We start from the raw sequence: 20,059 nt of genomic DNA on the forward strand, positions 1-20,059 counted from the left end.
CCGCACAACGCGATTGTCGCGGCATCTCGCCCTGGCTGTCTTCAGCGCTGGATTGGTTCAAGCCGCAACGCTTGGCCTGATGATCCTCGGCAAGAACACCTTCGGCCGCCTGCGCCCGATGCAACTGCTTGAATCGGGCGACTGGTCGGTACTCTGGTTTGTTGGCGGCGGCTCGTTTCCGTCGGGTCATGGAGCGTTCTATTTCGGCCTGTTCCTGCCGCTTGCGGCATCCGCGCCGCGGATTTGGCAGCGCATCAGCTTGCTCGCGATTCCGCTGTTTGCGATCTGCGCTCGCCTCGACATGGGCAAGCATTTTCTTTCCGACGTCACCTGCTCGGCATTGATCGCCGCATGTGTGGCCCTGCTGGTGTCGTTGCTGGTGCGTCGCTGGCAGCCTTCCAGCCAGCGCTAGGGGAAACCGGTCTTGATCTATCACGATGGCCGAACCTGGCCCCACGGACCGCGCCAACTGGTATCGACACTGGCCTGGTTGCGCTTGTGCGCAATCGGCGGACAAACGCTGACGATCATCTTTGTCGCGGATGTTCTCAAGCTGGCCATTCCGATCATTGCCCTGCTCGCTGGCGTCGGCGTACTCGCCGTGTTCAGTCTGGTCACCTTCTGGCGCTTGCACCAACAGGCGAAAACCGGCGTCTGGGAGCCGGTGATCCATATCGCGATCGACACGCTGGTGCTCGGCTATCTGCTCTATCTGAGCGGTGGCGCGAGCAATCCGTTCATATTCTTGCTGGTGATGCCAATCACCCTGGCCGCAACTGCGCTGCCACTGCGTTCCGTGACGATCGTCGCCGTTCTTTCGGTGGCCACTTACCTGCTACTGATGCACTTCCATGTGCCGCTGCCGGAGGTTGGAGATCGCAACTCGGTCGCCGGATTCGGCTTGCACCTGACGGGCATGGCGATTAGCTTTGCGATCACCGCGGGCATGCTCGGATTCTTCATCGCTCGCCTGGCCCGTGCACTGCGCGCGCAACAAGCCGATGCCGAACTGGAGCGCCAACGCGCGCTGCGCGATGAGGGCATTCTGGCCATCGCCACTCAAGCAGCGAGCACCGCACACGAGCTCAATACGCCGCTGTCGACGATTCGCACGCTGCTTGGCGAATTGTCTCGCGAGCATGCGACCGAACCTGCGCTGAAAGATGACCTGAACTTGCTGATCGGCCAGGCCGAACGCTGCCGCGACATCCTCAAGGATCTGGTCAAGGTCGGCAGCAATCAGCTGACCGGCATTGCCGAGTGGGTGACAGTGAAGGACCTGTGCAAGGCCACGCGCGACGCATTCGCATTGTTGCGCCCGGAAGCCGAGGCTCACATCAGCATCGATGAGGGCATCGGTAAACGCCGCATCGCCGTTGTACCAGCCTTGCACCACGCCGTGGTCAACCTGCTCAACAACGCGGCCGATGCGTCACTGGCGAATGCCGATCCGCGCGTCGAAATGCGCGTCAGCGGCAGCCAGGACATCTTGCAACTGGACGTGCGCGATTTCGGCAAAGGCATGAATGCGGCGGTCCGCCCCAAGCTCGGCCTGCGCTTTGAAACCACCAAGAGCGACGGCCTTGGTCTTGGCCTGGCCCTCGCCAATGCAACCGCGGAACGCTTCGGCGGAACTCTCGTTGCAGCCCCCGCCGAAGGGGGCGGAACGCGACAACGTTTGCGTCTACCACTCGCTACATTGGACAATCCCCAGCATGAACGCTGAAAGCACGGGTCGTGTCCTGCTCATCGATGACGATGAGATCTTTGTCCATGTCCTCGGGCGCGCCTTGACGACGCGCGGATTCGAGGTGGCCTCAGCAAAGGATGGCAGCGAAGCGTTGATCCGCTGCGCCGACTTCCAACCCCGCTTCATCGTGCTCGATCTCAAGCTCGGCGCGGAAAGCGGTCTCGCCCTGATTCCAAGACTGACCGCATCCCGCCCGAGCGCACGCATCCTGCTGCTGACTGGCTATGCCTCGATCGCCACGGCGGTCGAGGCGATCAAGCGCGGCGCACACGACTACCTGGCCAAACCGGTCGATGCAGACCAGGTCGTCCAGGCCCTGATCGGCACAACTCATGCACTGCCAACCAGCGCCGACGATCTTCCCGACGCGCCACCACCACTGAAACGCCTCGAATGGGAGCACATCCAGCGCGTGCTCAATGAATGCGACGGCAATATTTCCGAAGCCGCGCGCCGCCTCGGCCTGCATCGACGCACCCTGCAACGCAAGTTGGCCAAGCGTCCGGTGCGTGAGGTGCCTAAGCGCTGAGAGTGGGGAGTGGGGAGTTGGAAAGCGGTTGGATTTGATCGAGAGGCCAGCCTCAAACCTCAGCGGTCAGAGGACCGTTTCCTAGCGGAGAAGGCTCGACTCGGCTGAAGCTCGGTTCCGACAAGATTCATCAGTTGTTGGGTGGCATGCGCAGTTGCTTTTCCCACTCGCTACTCCCTACTCCCCACTCGCCACTCCCCGCTTGCCGGCAAGCTTCTCCAGCTCCGGCCAGACGTTCTCAAGCACTCTCGGCTGTGCGGCGGCGGTGGGATGCAAGCCATCCGCTTGCATCAAGTTGTCGTCAAGAGCGACGCCTTCGAGCAGAAACGGGACCAATGGCACGTTGAATTCGGCGCCAAGATCCCGATACATGTCACGCAAGCCATCGCGATATTGCGGTCCGTAGTTGATCGGAATCTCGATGCCAATCAACAGAACCCTGGCATCAGCCTTTTGAACGAGACTGATGATCCTGGCCAGATTTTCGCGTGGGGTGGCCAGTGGCAGGCCACGCAAGGCATCGTTGGCACCAAGTTCAACAACGACGATGCCGGGCTTGTGTTCGACCAACAGTTCATTGATTCGGGCAAGACCGCCTGCCGTCGTTTCGCCACTGATCGACGCGTTAACGACAGAACGGGCAGGATGAGCACTTTGCAGGCGCTTCTGCAGCAGATTGACCCAACCCGACTGCGGCGGAATGCGGTAGGCGGCGGACAACGAATCACCAAGAATCAGGATCGGCGCAGTTGAAACATCGGCCCGCGCAACCGGTACTTGCAGGCTCACGAGCAGGATCACGAGAAAAATGCGAAACATGAATATCGATTCCACCACAGTGCTCAAGGCCGAGAAGCTTAGCAAAGCCGTCGATGGACCCGATGGTCGCCTCGTCATTCTCGATCAAGTCAACCTCAGTGTTCAGCGTGGCGCCAGCCTGGCCATTATCGGTGCCTCGGGGTCGGGCAAGACGACCCTGCTCGGCCTGCTCGCCGGGCTCGACAGCCCAAGCTCAGGCAGCGTGACCCTGGCCGGAGAATCCCTGGATACTCTCGATGAGGAAGCCCGAGCGCGCGTGCGTCGACGTATGGTCGGCTTCGTTTTTCAGTCCTTCCACCTGCTCCCGGCACTCAACGCCGAGGAAAACGTCATGTTGCCACTGGAACTGGAGGGCCGTGACGATGCCCGCGAGCGGGCCAACCGCGCACTTGCTGCTGTCGGACTGGACAAACGCCTGCACCATTATCCCCATCAGCTCTCCGGCGGCGAGCAGCAACGTGTCGCGCTGGCCCGCGCGTTTGTCCACGGACCGCAAGTGCTGTTCGCCGACGAGCCGACTGGCAATCTCGATCAGCGCACCGGCGCCACCATCAGCGATCTCATGTTTTCCCTGAATAGCGAACATGAAACCACTCTGGTTCTGGTCAGTCACGACTTGACCCTGGCCTCGCGCTGCGCGCGCCGTCTGCGTCTGCGCGACGGCCGCGTGATCGAGGACGACGCATGAAGCCGCTGCTGTTCGCTTCGCGCAGCCTGCGACGCGAATTCCGTCATGGCGAACTGGCGACTCTGGCCGCTGCACTGGTGCTGGCAGTTGCCGCATTGACCGCCGTCGGCACGCTGGCTTCGCGGGTCGAAAATGCGATCCTGGCCTCGGCTGCGGAGTTGCTCGGTGGCGATCTCGGCGTCAGCGCACGGCGCACGGCGCTGCCCGAAGAATTTTCCTCGAAGGCCGCCGAGTTCGGTCTTGCCAGTAGTCGCAGTGTTGAATTTTCCAGCGTGGTGTTCGCTGGCGAGAACAGCCAGTTCATCGAGGTTCGTGCGGTTGACGCTTCGTTTCCACTGCGCGGGAAGCTCCTTGTCAGTGATGCCGATGGAGTTCCGCATGCAGCCTCGGCACCGACCCCGGGAGAGGTTTTCGCTGACCGTGCCGTGCTCAACGGCCTGGCCGTTGGCGTCGGCGATACGCTTCAGCTTGCCGGCCGCGATCTGCGCATCGGCGGCGAAATCATCAGCGCTCCCGGCGGAGCCGTGTTTCAGTTCGCTCCCACCCAGCTGATGAATCGTGATGATGCGGAAACCAGCGGCTTGCTCGGCCAAGGCAGTCGGGCAACGTATCGGGTACTGGTTTCCGGCGATGGCGATTCGATAGAACGCTATGCGGCCTGGGCGAAAGACAATCTTCCGCCTGCAGCGCGCCTGACCACGGTCGCCGATGCTCAGGCCAATCTGCGCAATTCGTTCGAGCGCGGTGAAAACTTCCTGCGCCTGGCTGCCCTGCTTGCGGCCCTGCTTGCCGGTATTGCGGTCGCATTGGCCGCACAGCGTTTTGCCCGACGCAAGACCGAGGAGGTCGCTGTCCTGCGCTGTCTGGGTGCCAGCCGCAACGAAATCATCCTCAGTTTGATTTCCGAACTGGTTCTGCTCGCACTTCCGGCCTGCGCAATCGGCGCGTTGATCGGTCTCGGATTGCAACAAATCGCGTTTCTGTTCGCCGGCCAGTTGCTCGGTGGCGCAACACCGGCGCTGGGCTTTGGCCCGGCCCTATCGGCCTTCGTGATTGGCCTGGCCGTGTTGCTCGGCTTCGCCCTGCCACCGCTGCTGCGATTGCGCGATATCGAGCCAATGCGTGTTTTCAGGCGCGATGTGCACACCCGATTGCGCCGTTTCGACGCTCTCTATGCATTGCCGCTGGTCGTCGGCGGAATCCTGATACTCATCGAAAGCGGCTCGACCCAACTGGCCGGCGTTCTTGCCGCCGGACTGATCGCTGTCGCCGTGGCGACCGTGGCCGTGACCTTGCTGCTGCTGAAAATCCTGCGTGGCAGTTCGCGACGGATTCCGGGGGCGCTGCGTTTCGGCTTGGCCAACCTGAGTCGACGCCGTGGCCTGACCCTGATTCAGGTCGGCGCTTTCGCACTGAGCCTGACCGCACTCGATCTGCTCGCCGTGGTCGGCCCTTCCTTGCTGGATCGCTGGCGCGCGGATCTGCCGGTCGATACACCGAACTACTTCGTTCTCAATCTGCAGGCCGATCAACGCGAACGCTTCGAGACACGCCTGAAGGCACTCGGCGCCGACAATATGAGTCTGTTGCCATTGGCAGCAGGAAAACTCGTCGCGATCAACGGCAAGCCGCTGCAAGCTTCTGACTACGAAGAAGGCTCATCCGCCGGAAATCGCGTCGAAGGTGAAGTGCGCGTGTCCTGGAGCAAGGATTTGCCACCTTCGAATCGCGTCGTCGAGGGAAGCTGGACAAGATCCGACGCGGAATCTGCCGAACTCTCGATCGACAAGAGCTGGGTCGAGATGTTCAAGGTAGGACTTGGCGACAGCATGAGCCTGCGCTTCGGCGACCAGGAGATCAGCGCAACGATCAGCAGCGTGCGTGAGGTCGACTGGGATTCCTTTCGCGTCAATTTTTTCCTCATGCTCGATCCGAAGCACGGCGAGCCCTTGCCGCATAGCTTGATTTCGAGCTTCCACGTTCCGCCCGATACGCAATTGGCCAGCTTGTCCCGGGAAATGCCGAACCTGTCGCTGATCGATGTGAATGCGATTCTTGATCGTGTCCGCGACATCATCAGCCGGGTTTCGGCGGCGGTTACCTGGGTACTCGGCTTCAGTCTGGTCGCCGGAATTCTTGTGCTGCTTGCCGCATTGGCGGCAACCGCCGACGAGCGACGTTTCGAAATTGCCCTGTTGCGCACACTGGGCGCGAACAGCCGGCAATTGAACATCGCCGTGCTTGGAGAATTCGCTGTGCTCGGACTGCTCGCCGGAGCGGTCGCCGCGTTCGGTGCTGCGGGAACGGGAATCGCCCTGGCCCGCACGGTGTTTCGCATGAGCGACTATTGGCCACCGATAACGCAACTGCTCCTGATTTCATTGGCTTCGGCAGTTGTGGTCATGCTCGCCGGCCTCGCCGGCACGCGCCGGATTGCACGAACCCCGCCGATGCAAGTACTGCGGCACGGTGCCTGATCGAGGGCTTGCGCGCTTGCCCGCAAGACGACTATCGTGAATTCAATGAGCATCGACGAAAAGCGCCGCTTTCCGCGTCTGCCGATTTTCTCGGCAGCGCTGATCACCCACGAGGGCCAGGGCTGGCTCAGTGAGGTCCGTGACTTGTCACAGGGCGGCGCCCGCCTGGCACGCCCGGCACAATGGAATTCCGCAGATCGCAGCGGATGCCGTGTCTATTTCATCTTCGATCAGGAAACCGTCATCGCCATTGATGCCGATTGTGTTCGTGACGGAGATGAGGATCTTGGATTCGAGTTTCGGCCCGACCAGGAATCGATCATCGAGAGCCTGCTTTACGAATCGAACTTCATTGACAAGAGCTCGCCCTAGTCCGGACTCCGAGAGTTGAGCCTTGGCTCCAGCGACGGGAGTTTTCATGATGTGGAATCACATTGCTCCAATCCTGCTCCTGATCGGCTCGAATGTGTTCATGACTTTTGCCTGGTATGGACACCTCAAGTTCACCAATCGCCCGCTGTTGCTGGTCATCCTGGTCAGCTGGGGAATCGCGTTCTTCGAGTACTGCCTGCAGGTTCCGGCAAACCGGATCGGCTATCAGGTCTACAATGCGCCACAGCTCAAGACGATTCAGGAAATCATCACCCTGATTGTCTTCGTTGCATTCTCTGTTTTCTGGCTGGGGGCGGACCTGAAGTGGAATCATCTGGTCGGGTTCGCCTTGATCGTTATCGCTGCGTTCTTTATTTTTCTCGAATAGCAATCGAATTCCGACGCCATTGCTTCCAGCCGTTGCCAAGCGCCTTGATCAGAAAATGTGTCCAGATCCCGGACCAGACCAGCCCACGCAGGATGGGGTTTCGCGCAGCCGGGTCAAACTTGCGGAAGTATCGCCACATGCCACGGTGCTTGTGCCGTGAAACAAACAACGGGCGTCGTTGACTCGAACTGCCCTGCTCATGGCGCAATGCGATCGACGGCACATGCACGACCTCGAAACCGGCATCACGAATGCGACGGCACAGATCGAGATCCTCGCAATGCAGGAAGTATTCCTCGTCAAAGCCGCCGACGGCATCGAATACTTCAGCGCGCACGAACAGGCAGGCACCGGAAACGGCGTCTACCGCCTCGTGTTCCGTTCCGGTCGCCAGCTGCGGCATCTCGATCCCGGCCAGGCCGGGCCAGCGCCGCTCAAGTCGAGACAAGCCGCTGAGGGTATTCAGCGCACGCCGCAAGGTCGGATCACGCCGGCGGCTCGCCTTTTCGCCATTGCCACGCGGATCGACAACGCGCACTCCGAATAGTCCGGCCTGAGGCTCGTCTAATGCCGCTGCGCGCAGCCTTTCTATTGTGTCGGTCTCAAGCAGACAATCCGGGTTGAGGATCAACAGCCAGTCGCCGCGCGCGTGCGCACGCCCCTGATTGCAGGCAGGTCCGAAGCCGATGTTTTGCGGGCTGCGCAGGATGCGCAGCCGCTCGTCGCGACCGAAGCGCGATTCGATTGCTTCGGTGTGACCGTCACTCGATGCATTGTCGACGACAATCAATTCGATGGTCGCCGAAGATTTCAAAACCCTGTCGATGCATTCCACACTCAGCGCACCGCTGTTGGCGGTAACCACGATGACGCTGGTCAGGCCGTGCAAGGCGTGTCCTCAGAATCCGCTGACAAGGCGATCGCCCTGGTCACGAGCGAACTCCCACAGCGCCGGCCAGTCGCGCCAGGCCTGGGCCATATCGAGCAATTCCTCGCGCGCGGCCCTGGCGCAGCCTGCGGCGTCAAGATCCTCCGCCCAATCGGCCAGTCGTGGCGCGCCTTGCTTGAGCAGGGCGTTGCCGTTGTTGCGCACGATCGAGCGCACATCCGCCTGCCAGTAAACTGGCGCATCATCAAGCAGCTCAAATTGATTCTGCAATCGCTCGACGACATCGGCGCGGACAAATCCCAGGTACTCCTCAAGCGAGGACGCCAGCACCTTGTCATCGGCAGCGGCAAGATCTCTGGTGATTGCGCCGAGCAAGCCCAGACGATGGGCAGGATCAGCCGCTTTGGACGTGCCTTCCTGGTTGCACACGTAGTCACGCAGAAAGTGATTGAAGCGTGGCGTATGTGCGGCCATGGTTACTTCCGAGCGCTTGCGTTGCGACTCCTGGGCGTGGCCTATGGCAGTCGGCAGATGCAGCACCAGCGAGCCAGGGTGACAGAATCGCGCCGCTGCGCTGGCCAGTCCGTCTTCGCCGCGACCATCCGGATTGGTACACGGCAACATTTCGCGATTGTCGAAAACAAAGGGAGTGAAATAAGCCTGAGAAGCCGGCTTCGCGCGCAGACAGCCGTACCAGAGACTTTGCGCTTCGATATTGCGCAGATAGGACTCGCGATCGGCCCAGAATTCTGCACGGCTCTCGGCATCGAGTTGATAGAGCCAGAGGGCACTCTCGGTGCCCGATGCGCCGCAGGTGCCATTCAAGCTGGAAATAATGCGTGCATCGCCACGCAGATGCTCGAGACGCCCGAGATTGATTCCGCGCAGGCTTTCTCGATCGAGACGAAATGCATCCTGAGTCAGTGCCGAGCCGAGGCGCTCGCCACAGACGCCCAGGTGCAGTTCGAATGGATCCAGGGCTTCCTCTTCACCGGCATCCAGCGCGTCGTCCAGGCGGCGATAGAATCGCGCTGAAGCGGCAACGGCCGGATTCGGCTCCAGGCCCGTGCGCACATCGGCATGTCGTTGCAGCGGCAACCGGAAATCCTCATCGAGCATCGCGAACATGCGCCCGGCCGAAAGCAGCAGGGCGAGATTCCATGATCGCCCGCCACCGCCGCGACGGGTACGCGGTCCACGATCCAGCAACCACTCGATACTTGACTGCGCTTGCGGCGCCGCCTTGATCAATTGCTGACGCAGCTTGGCGCGCTCTGCAGGGCCGATATAGCTGACCGGATTGCCGACTGCGCGGGCAAATTCGCGCAACAGATCGCGATTGGCATCTCGATTGGCGTCTTCGATGGAGTCATCGAGCAATACGACATTGCGCGCGACCCGAAAGCGACGCTCATAGTTGGCTAGCGAATCGAGCAGCAGGCGCAGTTGCTGAGGCCGGTCGCAGGCACGAATGTAGATTGCATGGAGACTGCGCGATTGCGCCTCAGGCTCACGCTCCAGGCCAGCCAGAAAGTCCCGATCGGAGACCATGAGTCCAGTCGAAGCCAGGCCTTCAAGACCCTTGCGGATTCGATCATGCTGGGTCAGACCCGGAACCACCGATGCGACCCGCACCACATGTTCATCAATGCTGCGAAATTCACGGCATTGATCCAGTGTCTGCAAAACATGATGGCTGAGCACGTGGCGCTGTCCGGAATCGCGTGCGATAAAAGCGAACTCGTCGCTGGACAACGGTGCGACCATGGCATCGATGGCCGCATAGAGTGTCTGATCGGTAGCGGGTCGCGAGGCTTGCGCGGCGAAATTGGGCTTGCCGTAATTGATTTCGAATTCTGGAGTGGTGGTCATCGGTTTACCGGGTTGCGACATCATCGCTGACGTATGCGGTCAGCGTGATCAGGTCTGGTTCGGGATCAAGTTGCGCAGTCGTTCGACTTCGGCTTCGAGCTCGGCGATGCGGGCGCCGGCCCCCATGTTCTTGCGAATTTCGCCATTGTAATGCGAATAGACCGATTCTTCCCCATCACCGAACAGGGAAAGACCTGGCAGATGTGTCGGCAACGGCTGCTTCGAGCAGATGGCGATGTAGTACATCGGCGCGTAGTCGAGCCCGGCCATGATCGTTCCGTCGACCGCTGCGGTCTGCATCAGCGCACTGCGCTCGTCGCCATCCATCGTCCACAGAACCGATTGAAACAGCAATTTTTGCCCGTACAGGCGCAACTCCGGAAAGTGTGGGCGGAGCAGCTCCAGCAATTCGTCGCGGTAAAGCTCGCGGACATGAAACTCATTGCGGAATCCGGCGATGTCGCTGTAGGTCCGTTTGTCGGGCGAGGAGATCAGCAAGATTCCACCAGGCGCAAGCACGCGAGCGAATCCGGCAATCAGCTCTTGTTGCGCTGAAAGATGTTCGAGGGTTTCGAACGAAACGACGACATCGAAGCTTTGGTCGGGAAACGTGAGTGCGGCCGCATCACCGACATGGAATTGGACATTGCTCCTGGCTCCGTAGCGTGACCGCGCATGTTCGATGGCCTGTGCGGAAATATCCACGCCACAAACACCAGCCGCGACGTCAGCCAACAGGTTGCTGCCGTAGCCTTCGCCGCACGCCGCATCCAGCACCCGCTTGCCTTTGACCAGGGCTAGTGCAAAGGCGTAACGGTGCCAGTGCTCATACCAGATCTCGCGAACGCACTCCGGAGTAAATCGCTCACCGGTGAACGCCAGTTTGTCGGCGCTTTCAGTCATCAACTTCTCCGACCTTGTTGACCCAGCGGTGCTCCAGCCGGACCATGCCAAATTCCCGTGACTTGCCACGAATGGTCAGTGGCCGCTCCATCGTGTCAAACAGGCGCAAGCCTTCACTGTCCATTGCATGTGCGCGCAAAAAATAGCTGCCAGGCAGCAGGTTGAGAGCCTTGAATTCAATCCCGACACGATAGTCACCACGCTCAACTCTGCAGACCTCGACCTCATCCATGTCGGTACTGACTCCGTAGACCGGCGTGCCATCGACCCGGGTGATGCCAAACATCACGATCGGCATGCGATCTTCCCTTGAGCGGATTGCCGTGCGCAACTCAAGAGGGTCACCGAATGAAATCACCACCGGCTGATTGCCCCCGGTGCGATTGACGAGGAAGTCCCTGACCTCAAATTCCATGCCTGCCTTTTCTTCGGCTGGTTGCTCCTCGACGGCCTGCTTGCGCTCGTGAAAGGCGAGATAGGCCTGGGTGACATCAAACACATCGCCGTACTGCATGACCTCGCCATGGCTCATCCACAGCGCGTGTTTGCAGAGCTTCTGGGCGTGATACATGCTGTGCGATACCAGCAACAAGGTGCCGCCCTCTTTCAGGTACTGCTCCATCCAGCGAACACATTTCTTCTGGAAGGATTCATCACCAACCGCCAATACCTCATCCGTGATCAGCAAATCCGGCTTCAGCGAAGCAATCACGGCAAAGCCGAGCCGCACCACCATGCCAGAGGAGTAGTGCTTGACCGGCTCGTCGATATAGCTGCCGATGTCGGCGAACTCGATGATTTGCTGCATGCGCGCATCAAGCTCATTGCTGCTCAAACCATGGAGCGCTGCCGCCATCTCGATATTGTCACGGCCGCTGTAGTCCGGATGGAAACCCGCGCCGAGCTCGAGCAGCGCGCCGACCTGGCCAAATACTTCGACATGGCCGGTCGTCGGCGTCAGTACGCTGGTGATCAGCTTCAGGAGGGTTGATTTGCCCGCACCATTTTCACCAATGATGGCGATCGACTCTCCGCGTCGAACGCTGAGGTTGACGTCCTTGACGACAAACTGCGCGTCTGGATCCCTTTTTCCGCGCAGCAGTCGTGAAAGTGCACGCAGCCGATCACCAGCGAGGTGAGCCTTTGGATACGCCTTGCCGAGATTGCTCGCGGTGATCAGCACATCGCTCACAGGAAATCCTCGAAATGCGGATCAAGCCTGCGGAACAGCCATCTTCCGATTGCCAGGGACAACGCCGCGACGATGGTCGCCAGGAGCAGTCCGTACCAGGGGAATTCTCCGTACCCAAGCAGCAGGCTGCGCATCGACTCGACGTAGAACGTGAATGGATTGAAATCAAGAAAACCCCGGAAACGCTCGGGCAGATTGTCGCGATCGTAGAAGATCGGCGCAGCAAACATCATCAAGGTCAGAAGTTGCGCAAGAATCTGCACCAGATCGCGCACAAACACCTGGATGGCCGAGAACATCAGCGCAATTCCAAGCGTGTAAACAAACATCGGGATATACAACAGCAAGGCCACCGGCAACATGGCGAGTTGAACACCATGACCAAAGATCGCAAGGGCAACGAGAATCGCGATAAAGCCACTGATATGCAGGATGAAGCTCGCGCAAGTTGGTGCCAGCACCAGAATCTCGCGCGGCATCGCGACCTTGCCAATCAGGGCTGAATTTTCCTGAATCGCGGTGGTTGAGCGCAGAACCGCTTCGGAAAATGCGATCCATGGCCACATGCCGACAACCAGAAACGGGACATAACCCGGCGCGTCAGCTCCGGGCACGCGCGCCTTGAAGATCTGCACAAAGACGAACGCATAGATGGCCAACTGCAGCAGGGGTTGCAACAAGGCCCAGCCGAAACCGGTAATGCTTCCCCGGTAGCGTTCGCGAAGTTCGCGTCGTATGAAATGCGCGGCGAGAACCAGTTGACTCATGACGATCTGCCCCTTCCCCACTTACCCAGGCACATCGCCTGTTCCTTCCGACCGCGATCCGCATTCACAATGCTGGCGCTGCTTCGCGGACAAAATCTCACATGCCTGGTTCAGGAATCGCGAATGCAGATGCAAACACGGATTTAATGGGCATTGCTCGTTGCCTGAAATTCGGCGCGAGATTGGCACATCCCGCATCCCAGACAGCCAGCCTTGCATCAAGGCTGGACTCAGCGAACTGACTTGCGCATGCAACGGGATGTGCAACCGTTGCATGCGGCGAGCTGCATTTACGTGTCCAGCCTACTTTTCCTCGGGGATGCTCGGTTCGGCGGAACCGCCCTCCGGCAGGTAGCGCGTTCTCAGCGAAGCAACCACATCGGGTGTGGCTTTTATCTCCATGCTCTTGAGCTGGTCGATATGTTCCTTGACCCGCTCATCGCGCAGCCTGTTGGCCAATTCCGTAACGATACGCTCCTTGACCTCATCAAAGGACTGCGGCTGCGCTGGATAGCGCTGCACCAGCATGATGATGTGATAGCCGAACTGGGTCTTGACCAGGGGTGAAATTTCCCCGTTGGTCTTCAGCTTCTTTACTGCGGCCCTGAAATCCGGATCCAGGCTATCGGCTTCACCGTCGGGTATTTCACCATCATTGCTGCGCTTTGAACCATCGTCGGAATTCTCCTGAACGAGGGCAATGAAATCCTCGCCTGCAAGGGCCCTCGCGCGTACGGACTCGGCGAGCGATTTTGCTTCGGCATCACTGCGACTCTTGGTATCAATCAAAATGTGCCGGACGTCGGCCCGCCCCGGAATCGTGTATGCGTTCGGGTTGACGTCATAACGCTCCTTCGCGAGCATTTCCACGTCGCCAATGGGCAAGTCGGTGCGCAGTTTCATCGCCATCTGCTCGCTCAATATCTTGTCGGCCTGCTGCTTCACCGCTTCACGGTATTGCGCACTTTGGTCGAGCTTGGCCGCGCGCGCCTCATTGGCCAATTGCTGATTGATCAGGAGCCGATCAATCAACTCCTCGATACGCTTCGGACTGTTCATGAAGTTTGCACGCTGACGAGGAGTCAGGCCGTATAGCGCCGCATCGACATCAAGCATGGTCACGCTTGCGGTTCCGCGAGTTGCGACGATAGTTTGCTCGGGAAAACGCGTCTCGGCAGCCAGCGAACTGGCCATGAGCAGCGAGACAATCACGAGTGCTGAGCACCCCTTGACTAGAGCCATCTTGAGCACGCGCCAAACCTCCATAACAAGTGTGGATATCAAAGATTCATCAAGTATCGCGACTGACAGCGCCCGGAAGAAAGCCGCGAGACAATGCCAACCTGACGCCAGCTTCAGACAATTCAATGCGCGATTAGTTGCAGCATTCCGGGCGGTATCACGATGCCTGGACAGCAAGGCCGGGAATGCAGATGTCGTGCATTCCCGGCCTGTCATGTCGATGCTCGAAAATATGAATGTCAGTAGCTATGGGAGTTACGAAATTGAACCTTGCACGAACTACCCGCGCAGCCCGACTGGCTTGGGGTGCCTCGCGGAGCGACAATCATGTTGAAATAATATGTCTTTCCTGGCTCCAGCTTGCAACTCGCTGTCGAGCCACTGGTGATGGCCCAGGTGGTGTCCTGAAACAGCGCCTCTCCCTTGCAGGAGAATCCAATCGGGAACAAGGGGTCAGAGTCAAACTGTCCGGGACAAGGAGCAATGGCCGCACTGAACGGGAGGTTCTGCGGATTCACGACGTAGGAGTAGGAACCACTTCTTCCAAGCCAGATCGGATTTGACGGCGCTCGAAACTGCAAAGATACGTATTTATTTGTTGATATAAACGTCGTGAGCGTACTCGTATTGGTCCCGGGGAATCCGTAGCCCGCCGTATCGCCGGAGCCCGTCGAGTAGGTATTGGGACTGACGCCGAAGACTGAAACATAGTCCAGGAAAGAAATACCAGTACCTGGCATCGTACCGCCGGTAATGTTTCCTGTGAGCTGACGCATACCGTCAGTCAAACCCTTGGGGTCGGCAAGCTCGGAAACGCTCTGACAGTAGTTGGCTGGTGGCGTCGTGCCATGAAGCACCGCTACGGCGGGCGTCGAGGAGATATTTGTGCGCTCAGTGCTCAGGTCCACGTTGGATTGATCCTGATAAGTACACTTCGCCTTGAACGTGATATCGCCGTCCAGCGTCGATGAGGTATTTTGCACATTGACACTGCGGGTCACGGTGGCGCCACAATTGTTGTTGCACAGATTGGTAGTCCAGCCCGAGGAAACGGAAACCCGAGTGGAGACAATGCCGTCAGGGACACAACTTACGCCTGGCGTCACCCCACTGAGGCCAGTATTGAGCTGCAAATTGACAGTGCCTGCTCCCGTCGTTCCACCACCGACTGTGGTCGGTCCGGTGACAGACAGCGAGGCGCCGTTTGCAATTGAGCCGATCACCGATGGATAGCAATTGAAGTCGGCACTGAGATCAATTGATACAGCTCCTGTCCCAGGATCGATATTGAGCATCGAGCCTGTCATTGAGCATTGCGGAACTGCATTTCTATCGAGGTCGACTTGAAAATCAGCAGCTCGTGCCGTCGAGGTCGGAAGTAGATATGCACCAAACAGCAGCGCAATGGCGACAAACAGATAGCTTTTGCTGAAATCAATCACTGGTCGAATCTCTCAAATCACGAGGGGATGGCGCAGAGGATAGCCCCTGCCACCTTAAAAAAAAAGAAAGCCCCGCTTTCGCGGGGCCTTCTGGTCACTTGAAAGCTGACCTAGATCACACTTACGAGCAAGCCAGCGGAGCCGTCGGATCCGGAACCGAGCAAGCACGCGAACCCTTGTGACGCCACAGGCCCGAGTAGTTGGCCAGTTTGCCAGGAGCGGCGTTGGCGTTGACATAGTTCGTGATGGCGAAGCCGGTCACCGGCAGGCCTTCGAACACTTCGCCTTCCGAGGACGGCGACATCAGATGCGATTCAGACGACGGGTTCAATGCAATGCGCATCCAACCGTTGTTCAGGAAGTCCGCACGCACGTCGACGTTGGAAGCCAGCTGCGAGCCGAGCACCGGAGAGGTGGGATCCGCAGTGAAGTCTGCTGTCGTCTGGAACGAGATGACCTGCGCTTCGTAACGCAGAACCGGCACTGTCGAGTCGCCCGGATCGCACGGCGAGAAGCAGACGCCGCAGTTCGGGTTGTCGGCATCGGAACCGGTACAAGCGCTCGGGTTGCCTTCTTCACGATCGTACGGGAACAGACCCACCTGGACCTTCGATTCGCCGTCGAATACTTCAACGAACGGAGCCAGTGCTGGCGGCGCACGGTCGACGTAGAAGTTCTTGGTCGGGAAGGTAACGACCCAGTCGGTCGTCGCAGCGGCACCGCCACCGAGCACATACTCGTTGAAGATGTCATTGTGCGCGAACAGAGCACTGACCGCGTCGATCTTGCGGCCCGAACCGGCACCGTAGGTAGCCTGGATCAGCTTGCCATTGTCGAACACATAAGCCGTTGCGGTCGGATCGGATCCGCCGATGTTGGCCAGTGACGGCAAGGTGTTGCCCGGAACGTCGTGCAGGTTGTCGATGCCATTGCTGACAAAGCCTTCGATCGCGTCGGCGCTGTAACCGGCGCTGACGCCGTTCTGAACGTCGACAAGCAGGGCCGAGCCAAACAGACCGCCGGTCGGCGGCTCGATGTCGGTGCTCGAATCCTGGATCCAGTAACCCGGAGGCTGCGCAACCCAAGCTCCAACGATCGCGCCGCAATTCTTCGGCACGCCATTGATATGGGTGATGTTGGTCAGCGAGTTGTTGGTATCGTCGACAACGGTACCCATTTCGATGATCTCGAAATGACCTTCACGGGTACGCTCCAGACCAGTCGGTCCACCGTCGTTATTGGCACCGGCGAACAGAGCATTGGTGAACGGCAGGTAGCTGCGGCCGTCCGGCAACTGCTTAAGCGGCGGCAGGGTCGAGCCCTTGATGCGCGGAACCGTGCAGGAATTGTCATCGGTCAGCAGGTTGGCTGCGTCGCTGTCCGGGAGCTTGAACAGGTTGGCGGTCCAGACGTCATACGGCGACAGGTAAACGTGGAAGTCGCGCACTTCGCGGCTGTTATAGCCTTCAACGAAACGCACCTTGATTGCCTTGCCCTGATTCGTGGTGTTGACCACGGAGAACAAGGTTTGCAGGTTGTCACCGCTGCCATTCGAGTTGACGGTGTAATACGGGTAGATAAGAACCTGACCCAGACCATCCGGGTTGAGGTTAACTGCGCTCGCGATATTCGCGATGCCCACCGTTCCGGCAATACCGGCGACGACGGCGGTCGTCAAGCTATTTCGCTTCATTACAGACACTCCTAAATTGACCACAGGGCTTTTGCTTTACGGCTAACTTCTGTCCAACAGCAGTTTTGTCCCGCTTTTCACAGGGCAGGGTTAGGCAACAGCGAACCAATCGTACGGCAAGGTTCCACGCGGTGCAATCCCTCCCGCGAAATATCTATTGCTTTGTTGCCCCATCAACAGCCGGTGGAAAACCAGCAGGCGCGAGCCCCATATTTGGGGCATACGCTTGCGGGCACTATACCCGCATCCGTCATTCGCTTCCAGTTGTGTGCTTGGCATTCGGCAGGTAATACCATTTCCCCTGGGTCTTGATCCAGGTTTCGGTGACAAACCCCAGAACGGGCACGTTCTGGCTGATCCCCTGCATTTTCACATCGGAATCGACCTGGAGGCTGATCACGCACACATTGGGCTTGTCGCACGTCTGACTGTAGGGAAGGACCTTTTCCCATTGCACGGGGCGATGATTCATTTCTGCCGCGTAATCATCGCGCTTCTTGGTCGCCCGGTATCCCGGACTCAAGAAGTCATAGGCTTTTTCCGCCTTGTGCGCGATCAACAGATCCCAGCGTTCGATGGCGCGCTTTTCGACAAGCTTCTTCGCGCTGTCACTGACTGGCGAGGCATCAGCCGCCGCGTGATCTGATTTCGTTGCCTGGGTGGTACAACCAGCCATGAGCGAGCCGACAGCCAGCAGCGTCGCCAAATGGCGCATGGATACCTGAATCACGGGTTGACTCCTTCTTGGTTGGGTACTTCGGATTTGTAGCTTGATCCGCGCATCTCCGAGCGCAGCGGCGCCAGACTCTGGAACTGGCGCTTGTATTCCTCGGTAATTTCTCGCGCCTCATCTGAATTGTTGACAACCTGCGGCGTGATCAACACGATCAATTCAGTACGTTGGTGGTTTTTACTCGTACTGCCGAAAAGTTTGCCAAGAACAGGGATCCTGCTCAGTCCTGGCACGCCGTCATCGGAATCCTGGTCATCCTCCGAGATCAATCCACCAAGCAGGATGGTTTGTCCGCTCTGCACGGCGATGCTTGAATCGAGCGTGCGCGTGTTGATCGGAGGATTGGCGCCCGGCGCTGCCGGGCCTGGTTTGCTTACCTCCTGGGAGACATCCATGAAAACCAGGCCGCCGGGATTGACTCGCGGTTTGACCTTGAGGATTACGCCAGTATCGAGGTAGGTGGTCTGCCCAATGCCGGTATTGGTAGTCGTACCGCCATTCTGAATGCCGCCGATTCCGATAAAACTCTGTGTTTGCACGGGAATACGCGTGCCCACGTTTATCTGCGCTTCCTGGTTGTTCATGACCATCAGTGACGGCGCGGATAGAATTTTCGCCTGACCGGTAGTCTGTAGCGCATTCAAGGCCACCTGGAACTTGCTGTTGAGGTACGAATAAAAAAAGTTTCCGCCCGAAGGGGCGGTCGCGGCACCAAGCATGTAGCGCTGGCGGTCCAGTTGATTCGGGTAGGCGACGCCTTGGGGGTTGACATAACTCTGGCCGGAATAGCCCTCCTGCCCTGTCAGCCCGGCAAACCACCACTTGACGCCGAACTTGAGGTCGCCGCTCAAAGTAACCTCGAGAATCTTGGTTTCGATGTGTACCTGCATTGGTGCAATATCGAGTTTGCGAATCGCCGCCTGCATTGAGTCCCATTCGGAGGGTGTCGCCATGACGAGGAGCTGATTGCTCTCCTCGACAGCGGTGATACGGATATCTGAATCACCACTTCCACCTACTGCGCCGCCCACTGAGCCGGTTCGATTGGATCGCTGGCTTGATCGGTTGCCGAATCGACTTGATCGCCCTCCCGCAGCCCCGGTATTCGTGGCGGCTGCGCCACCCGCAGTTCCGATGGTTGCCGAGGCGAGACCTGGCGCAACCGAACCTGAGGTATCGGAACGTCGCGAAGATCCGCCGCCGGAACTGCCAAGAAAAATCTGGCTCAGGTAGTCGGACAGGTCGATTGCCTGGATGTTCTTCACGTCGTAGACAAAAAGCTGGGTCGCACTTTCATCTCCGGCGCGATCAAGTCGCTTTAGCCAATCTTCGGCCTGATGCAGATATTCCGGCTGCGCGGTAATCGCGATGATCGCGTTGGAGCGCTCGATCGGAATGAAGCGGAACATGCCTGCCAGTGGCGATTCACCGGCCGAGCCGAAGACTTTTTCCAGTTCCGGCATCAACGTACCGACTTCCACGCGCTGCAAGGTAAACACGCCGACCGACATGCCTTTCAGCCAGTCGACATCGAATATCTCGATCGTCTGCGCATAGTTCCGGAGTTCCGATGAGGTACCGGCGAGGACCAGCATGCTGCGCGCTGTGTCGATATTGATGAAGGCATCGGGCTTGGCGTATGGCTTGAGCAGCTTGGCCATCTCCGTCGGCGAGATGTAGCGCAACGGGAAAACACGCACCTCGTAGCCATTGGCAGGCTTGGGCGAGGCGATCGTCGGCGTCAGATTACCTGGCAGCGCATCCTTGATTTGCAGGACCGTGTAGAGGCCATCCTTGTAGATCAAAGTGTTTCCCGTCCATGACAGCAACATCTCAAGTACGGACATGGCCTGATCGGATCGAATCGGTTTCGAAGTTGAAAACGAAACATTGCCACCGACGTTGGGTGCAATCGTGTAATTTTGCTGGAGTAGATCACCGAGAATGGCCTTGACCACGGACTGGATCGGATTGTTCTCGAAGTTGAAATCGACCTGTCCTTCTCCTTTCACAACAGGACGCGCCCGACGTGCCGCGGCTTCGTTGATGAACTTGCCGGAGCCCAACTGGATTTCCGGCTTGGGAGGTTCGAAGGATTTCTCTTCATCACCGCCAACGTCGATTCCCACGGAATTGCTCGCAGGCTTGTCGACCGTCTTGTCGACGGCGAGGCTTTCGGCGGTCAGTGGCGCCGTTCCATCGGCATACGCTCGCGTTTGGCTTTTTGTCGGCGCAGTTGAGCACCCGGCCAAAATCGTGAACGCCAGAGCGATCGAAAGATAGATGATTCTTGATAGCACGTG

18 protein-coding genes are annotated in these 20,059 nt (G+C 58.8%); 7 read left to right on the top strand and 11 right to left on the bottom strand.

All coding sequences use genetic code 11. From position 1 onward, the window contains the following. The 3 genes from VFN25_RS05850 to VFN25_RS05860 all read left to right on the top strand — a co-directional run. Positions 1-412 (top strand): phosphatase PAP2 family protein (locus tag VFN25_RS05850; RefSeq protein WP_325139781.1); only part of this gene is annotated, 412 nt, incomplete at its 5' end. A 12-nt stretch (positions 413-424) separates the two neighbouring features. Further along, positions 425-1,726 (top strand): ATP-binding protein, encoded by a 1,302-nt coding sequence (locus VFN25_RS05855; protein ID WP_325139783.1) that lies wholly within the window; start codon positions 425-427, stop codon positions 1,724-1,726. Further along, positions 1,716-2,279, top strand: a complete 564-nt coding sequence (locus tag VFN25_RS05860; protein WP_325139785.1) for a response regulator transcription factor — start codon at positions 1,716-1,718, stop codon at positions 2,277-2,279. Before VFN25_RS05855 ends, VFN25_RS05860 begins: the two co-directional genes overlap by 11 nt. Before the next feature lie 177 nt (positions 2,280-2,456). Here the strand turns inward: VFN25_RS05860 and VFN25_RS05865 are convergent, their stop codons facing one another. Next, entirely contained in the window at positions 2,457-3,098 is a 642-nt protein-coding gene (locus tag VFN25_RS05865) for an arylesterase (RefSeq protein WP_325139787.1), read from the bottom strand. Between VFN25_RS05865 and VFN25_RS05870 the strand changes: the two genes are divergently transcribed. From VFN25_RS05870 to VFN25_RS05885, 4 genes are read left to right on the top strand one after another with little or no spacing between them, the layout of a single operon-like run. Next, the gene (locus tag VFN25_RS05870) at positions 3,097-3,786 is read left to right on the top strand and encodes an ABC transporter ATP-binding protein (protein WP_325139789.1); all 690 of its coding nucleotides are present in this window, start codon (positions 3,097-3,099) and stop codon (positions 3,784-3,786) included. The two genes, VFN25_RS05865 and VFN25_RS05870, sit on opposite strands and share 2 nt — an antisense overlap. Beyond that, positions 3,783-6,263 carry an ABC transporter permease gene (locus tag VFN25_RS05875; protein WP_325139792.1) on the top strand — a complete coding sequence of 827 codons (2,481 nt, stop codon included), beginning with the start codon at positions 3,783-3,785 and terminating at the stop codon, positions 6,261-6,263. Before VFN25_RS05870 ends, VFN25_RS05875 begins: the two co-directional genes overlap by 4 nt. A gap of 45 nt (positions 6,264-6,308) precedes the next feature. Then, a complete protein-coding gene (locus VFN25_RS05880; RefSeq protein ID WP_325139794.1) occupies positions 6,309-6,635 on the top strand; it encodes a PilZ domain-containing protein in 327 nt (108 codons plus the stop codon). 49 nt (positions 6,636-6,684) lie between these two features. Continuing rightward, complete coding sequence (locus VFN25_RS05885) at positions 6,685-7,023, top strand: DMT family protein (protein ID WP_325139836.1); 339 nt, start codon at positions 6,685-6,687, stop codon at positions 7,021-7,023. Here the strand turns inward: VFN25_RS05885 and VFN25_RS05890 are convergent. The 10 genes from VFN25_RS05890 to gspD all read right to left on the bottom strand — a co-directional run bounded on the left by VFN25_RS05890 (position 7,007) and on the right by gspD (position 20,056). Then, positions 7,007-7,912, bottom strand: a complete 906-nt coding sequence (locus tag VFN25_RS05890) for a glycosyltransferase family 2 protein (RefSeq protein ID WP_325139796.1) — start codon at positions 7,910-7,912, stop codon at positions 7,007-7,009. The genes VFN25_RS05885 and VFN25_RS05890 overlap by 17 nt on opposite strands. Positions 7,913-7,921: 9 nt before the next feature. Further along, the gene (locus VFN25_RS05895; RefSeq protein ID WP_325139798.1) at positions 7,922-9,784 is read right to left on the bottom strand and encodes a hypothetical protein; all 1,863 of its coding nucleotides are present in this window, start codon (positions 9,782-9,784) and stop codon (positions 7,922-7,924) included. 48 nt (positions 9,785-9,832) lie between these two features. Further along, positions 9,833-10,687 (bottom strand): class I SAM-dependent methyltransferase, encoded by an 855-nt coding sequence (locus VFN25_RS05900; RefSeq protein ID WP_325139800.1) that lies wholly within the window; start codon positions 10,685-10,687, stop codon positions 9,833-9,835. Further along, positions 10,680-11,879: an ABC transporter ATP-binding protein gene (locus VFN25_RS05905; protein ID WP_325139803.1), complete on the bottom strand. Its 1,200-nt coding sequence runs from the start codon at positions 11,877-11,879 to the stop codon at positions 10,680-10,682. Before VFN25_RS05905 ends, VFN25_RS05900 begins: the two co-directional genes overlap by 8 nt. Next, the gene (locus tag VFN25_RS05910; protein ID WP_325139805.1) at positions 11,876-12,646 is read right to left on the bottom strand and encodes an ABC transporter permease; all 771 of its coding nucleotides are present in this window, start codon (positions 12,644-12,646) and stop codon (positions 11,876-11,878) included. Before VFN25_RS05910 ends, VFN25_RS05905 begins: the two co-directional genes overlap by 4 nt. A gap of 303 nt (positions 12,647-12,949) precedes the next feature. Continuing rightward, positions 12,950-14,065, bottom strand: coding sequence for a peptidylprolyl isomerase (locus VFN25_RS05915; RefSeq protein ID WP_325139807.1), 1,116 nt, complete (start codon positions 14,063-14,065; stop codon positions 12,950-12,952). Between the two features lie 62 nt (positions 14,066-14,127). Continuing rightward, positions 14,128-15,330, bottom strand: a complete 1,203-nt coding sequence (locus VFN25_RS05920) for a hypothetical protein (RefSeq protein ID WP_325139809.1) — start codon at positions 15,328-15,330, stop codon at positions 14,128-14,130. A 121-nt stretch (positions 15,331-15,451) separates the two neighbouring features. Beyond that, complete coding sequence (locus VFN25_RS05925; protein ID WP_325139811.1) at positions 15,452-17,023, bottom strand: hypothetical protein; 1,572 nt, start codon at positions 17,021-17,023, stop codon at positions 15,452-15,454. 250 nt (positions 17,024-17,273) lie between these two features. Continuing rightward, positions 17,274-17,729 carry a hypothetical protein gene (locus VFN25_RS05930; protein WP_325139813.1) on the bottom strand — a complete coding sequence of 152 codons (456 nt, stop codon included), beginning with the start codon at positions 17,727-17,729 and terminating at the stop codon, positions 17,274-17,276. A gap of 20 nt (positions 17,730-17,749) precedes the next feature. Then, the gene (gene gspD / locus VFN25_RS05935; protein WP_325139815.1) at positions 17,750-20,056 is read right to left on the bottom strand and encodes a type II secretion system secretin GspD; all 2,307 of its coding nucleotides are present in this window, start codon (positions 20,054-20,056) and stop codon (positions 17,750-17,752) included. Positions 20,057-20,059 lie beyond the last annotated feature (3 nt).

The sequence above is a fragment of the Dokdonella sp. genome, assembly GCF_035703485.1.
In the GTDB taxonomy this organism is placed as follows: domain Bacteria; phylum Pseudomonadota; class Gammaproteobacteria; order Xanthomonadales; family Rhodanobacteraceae; genus Dokdonella.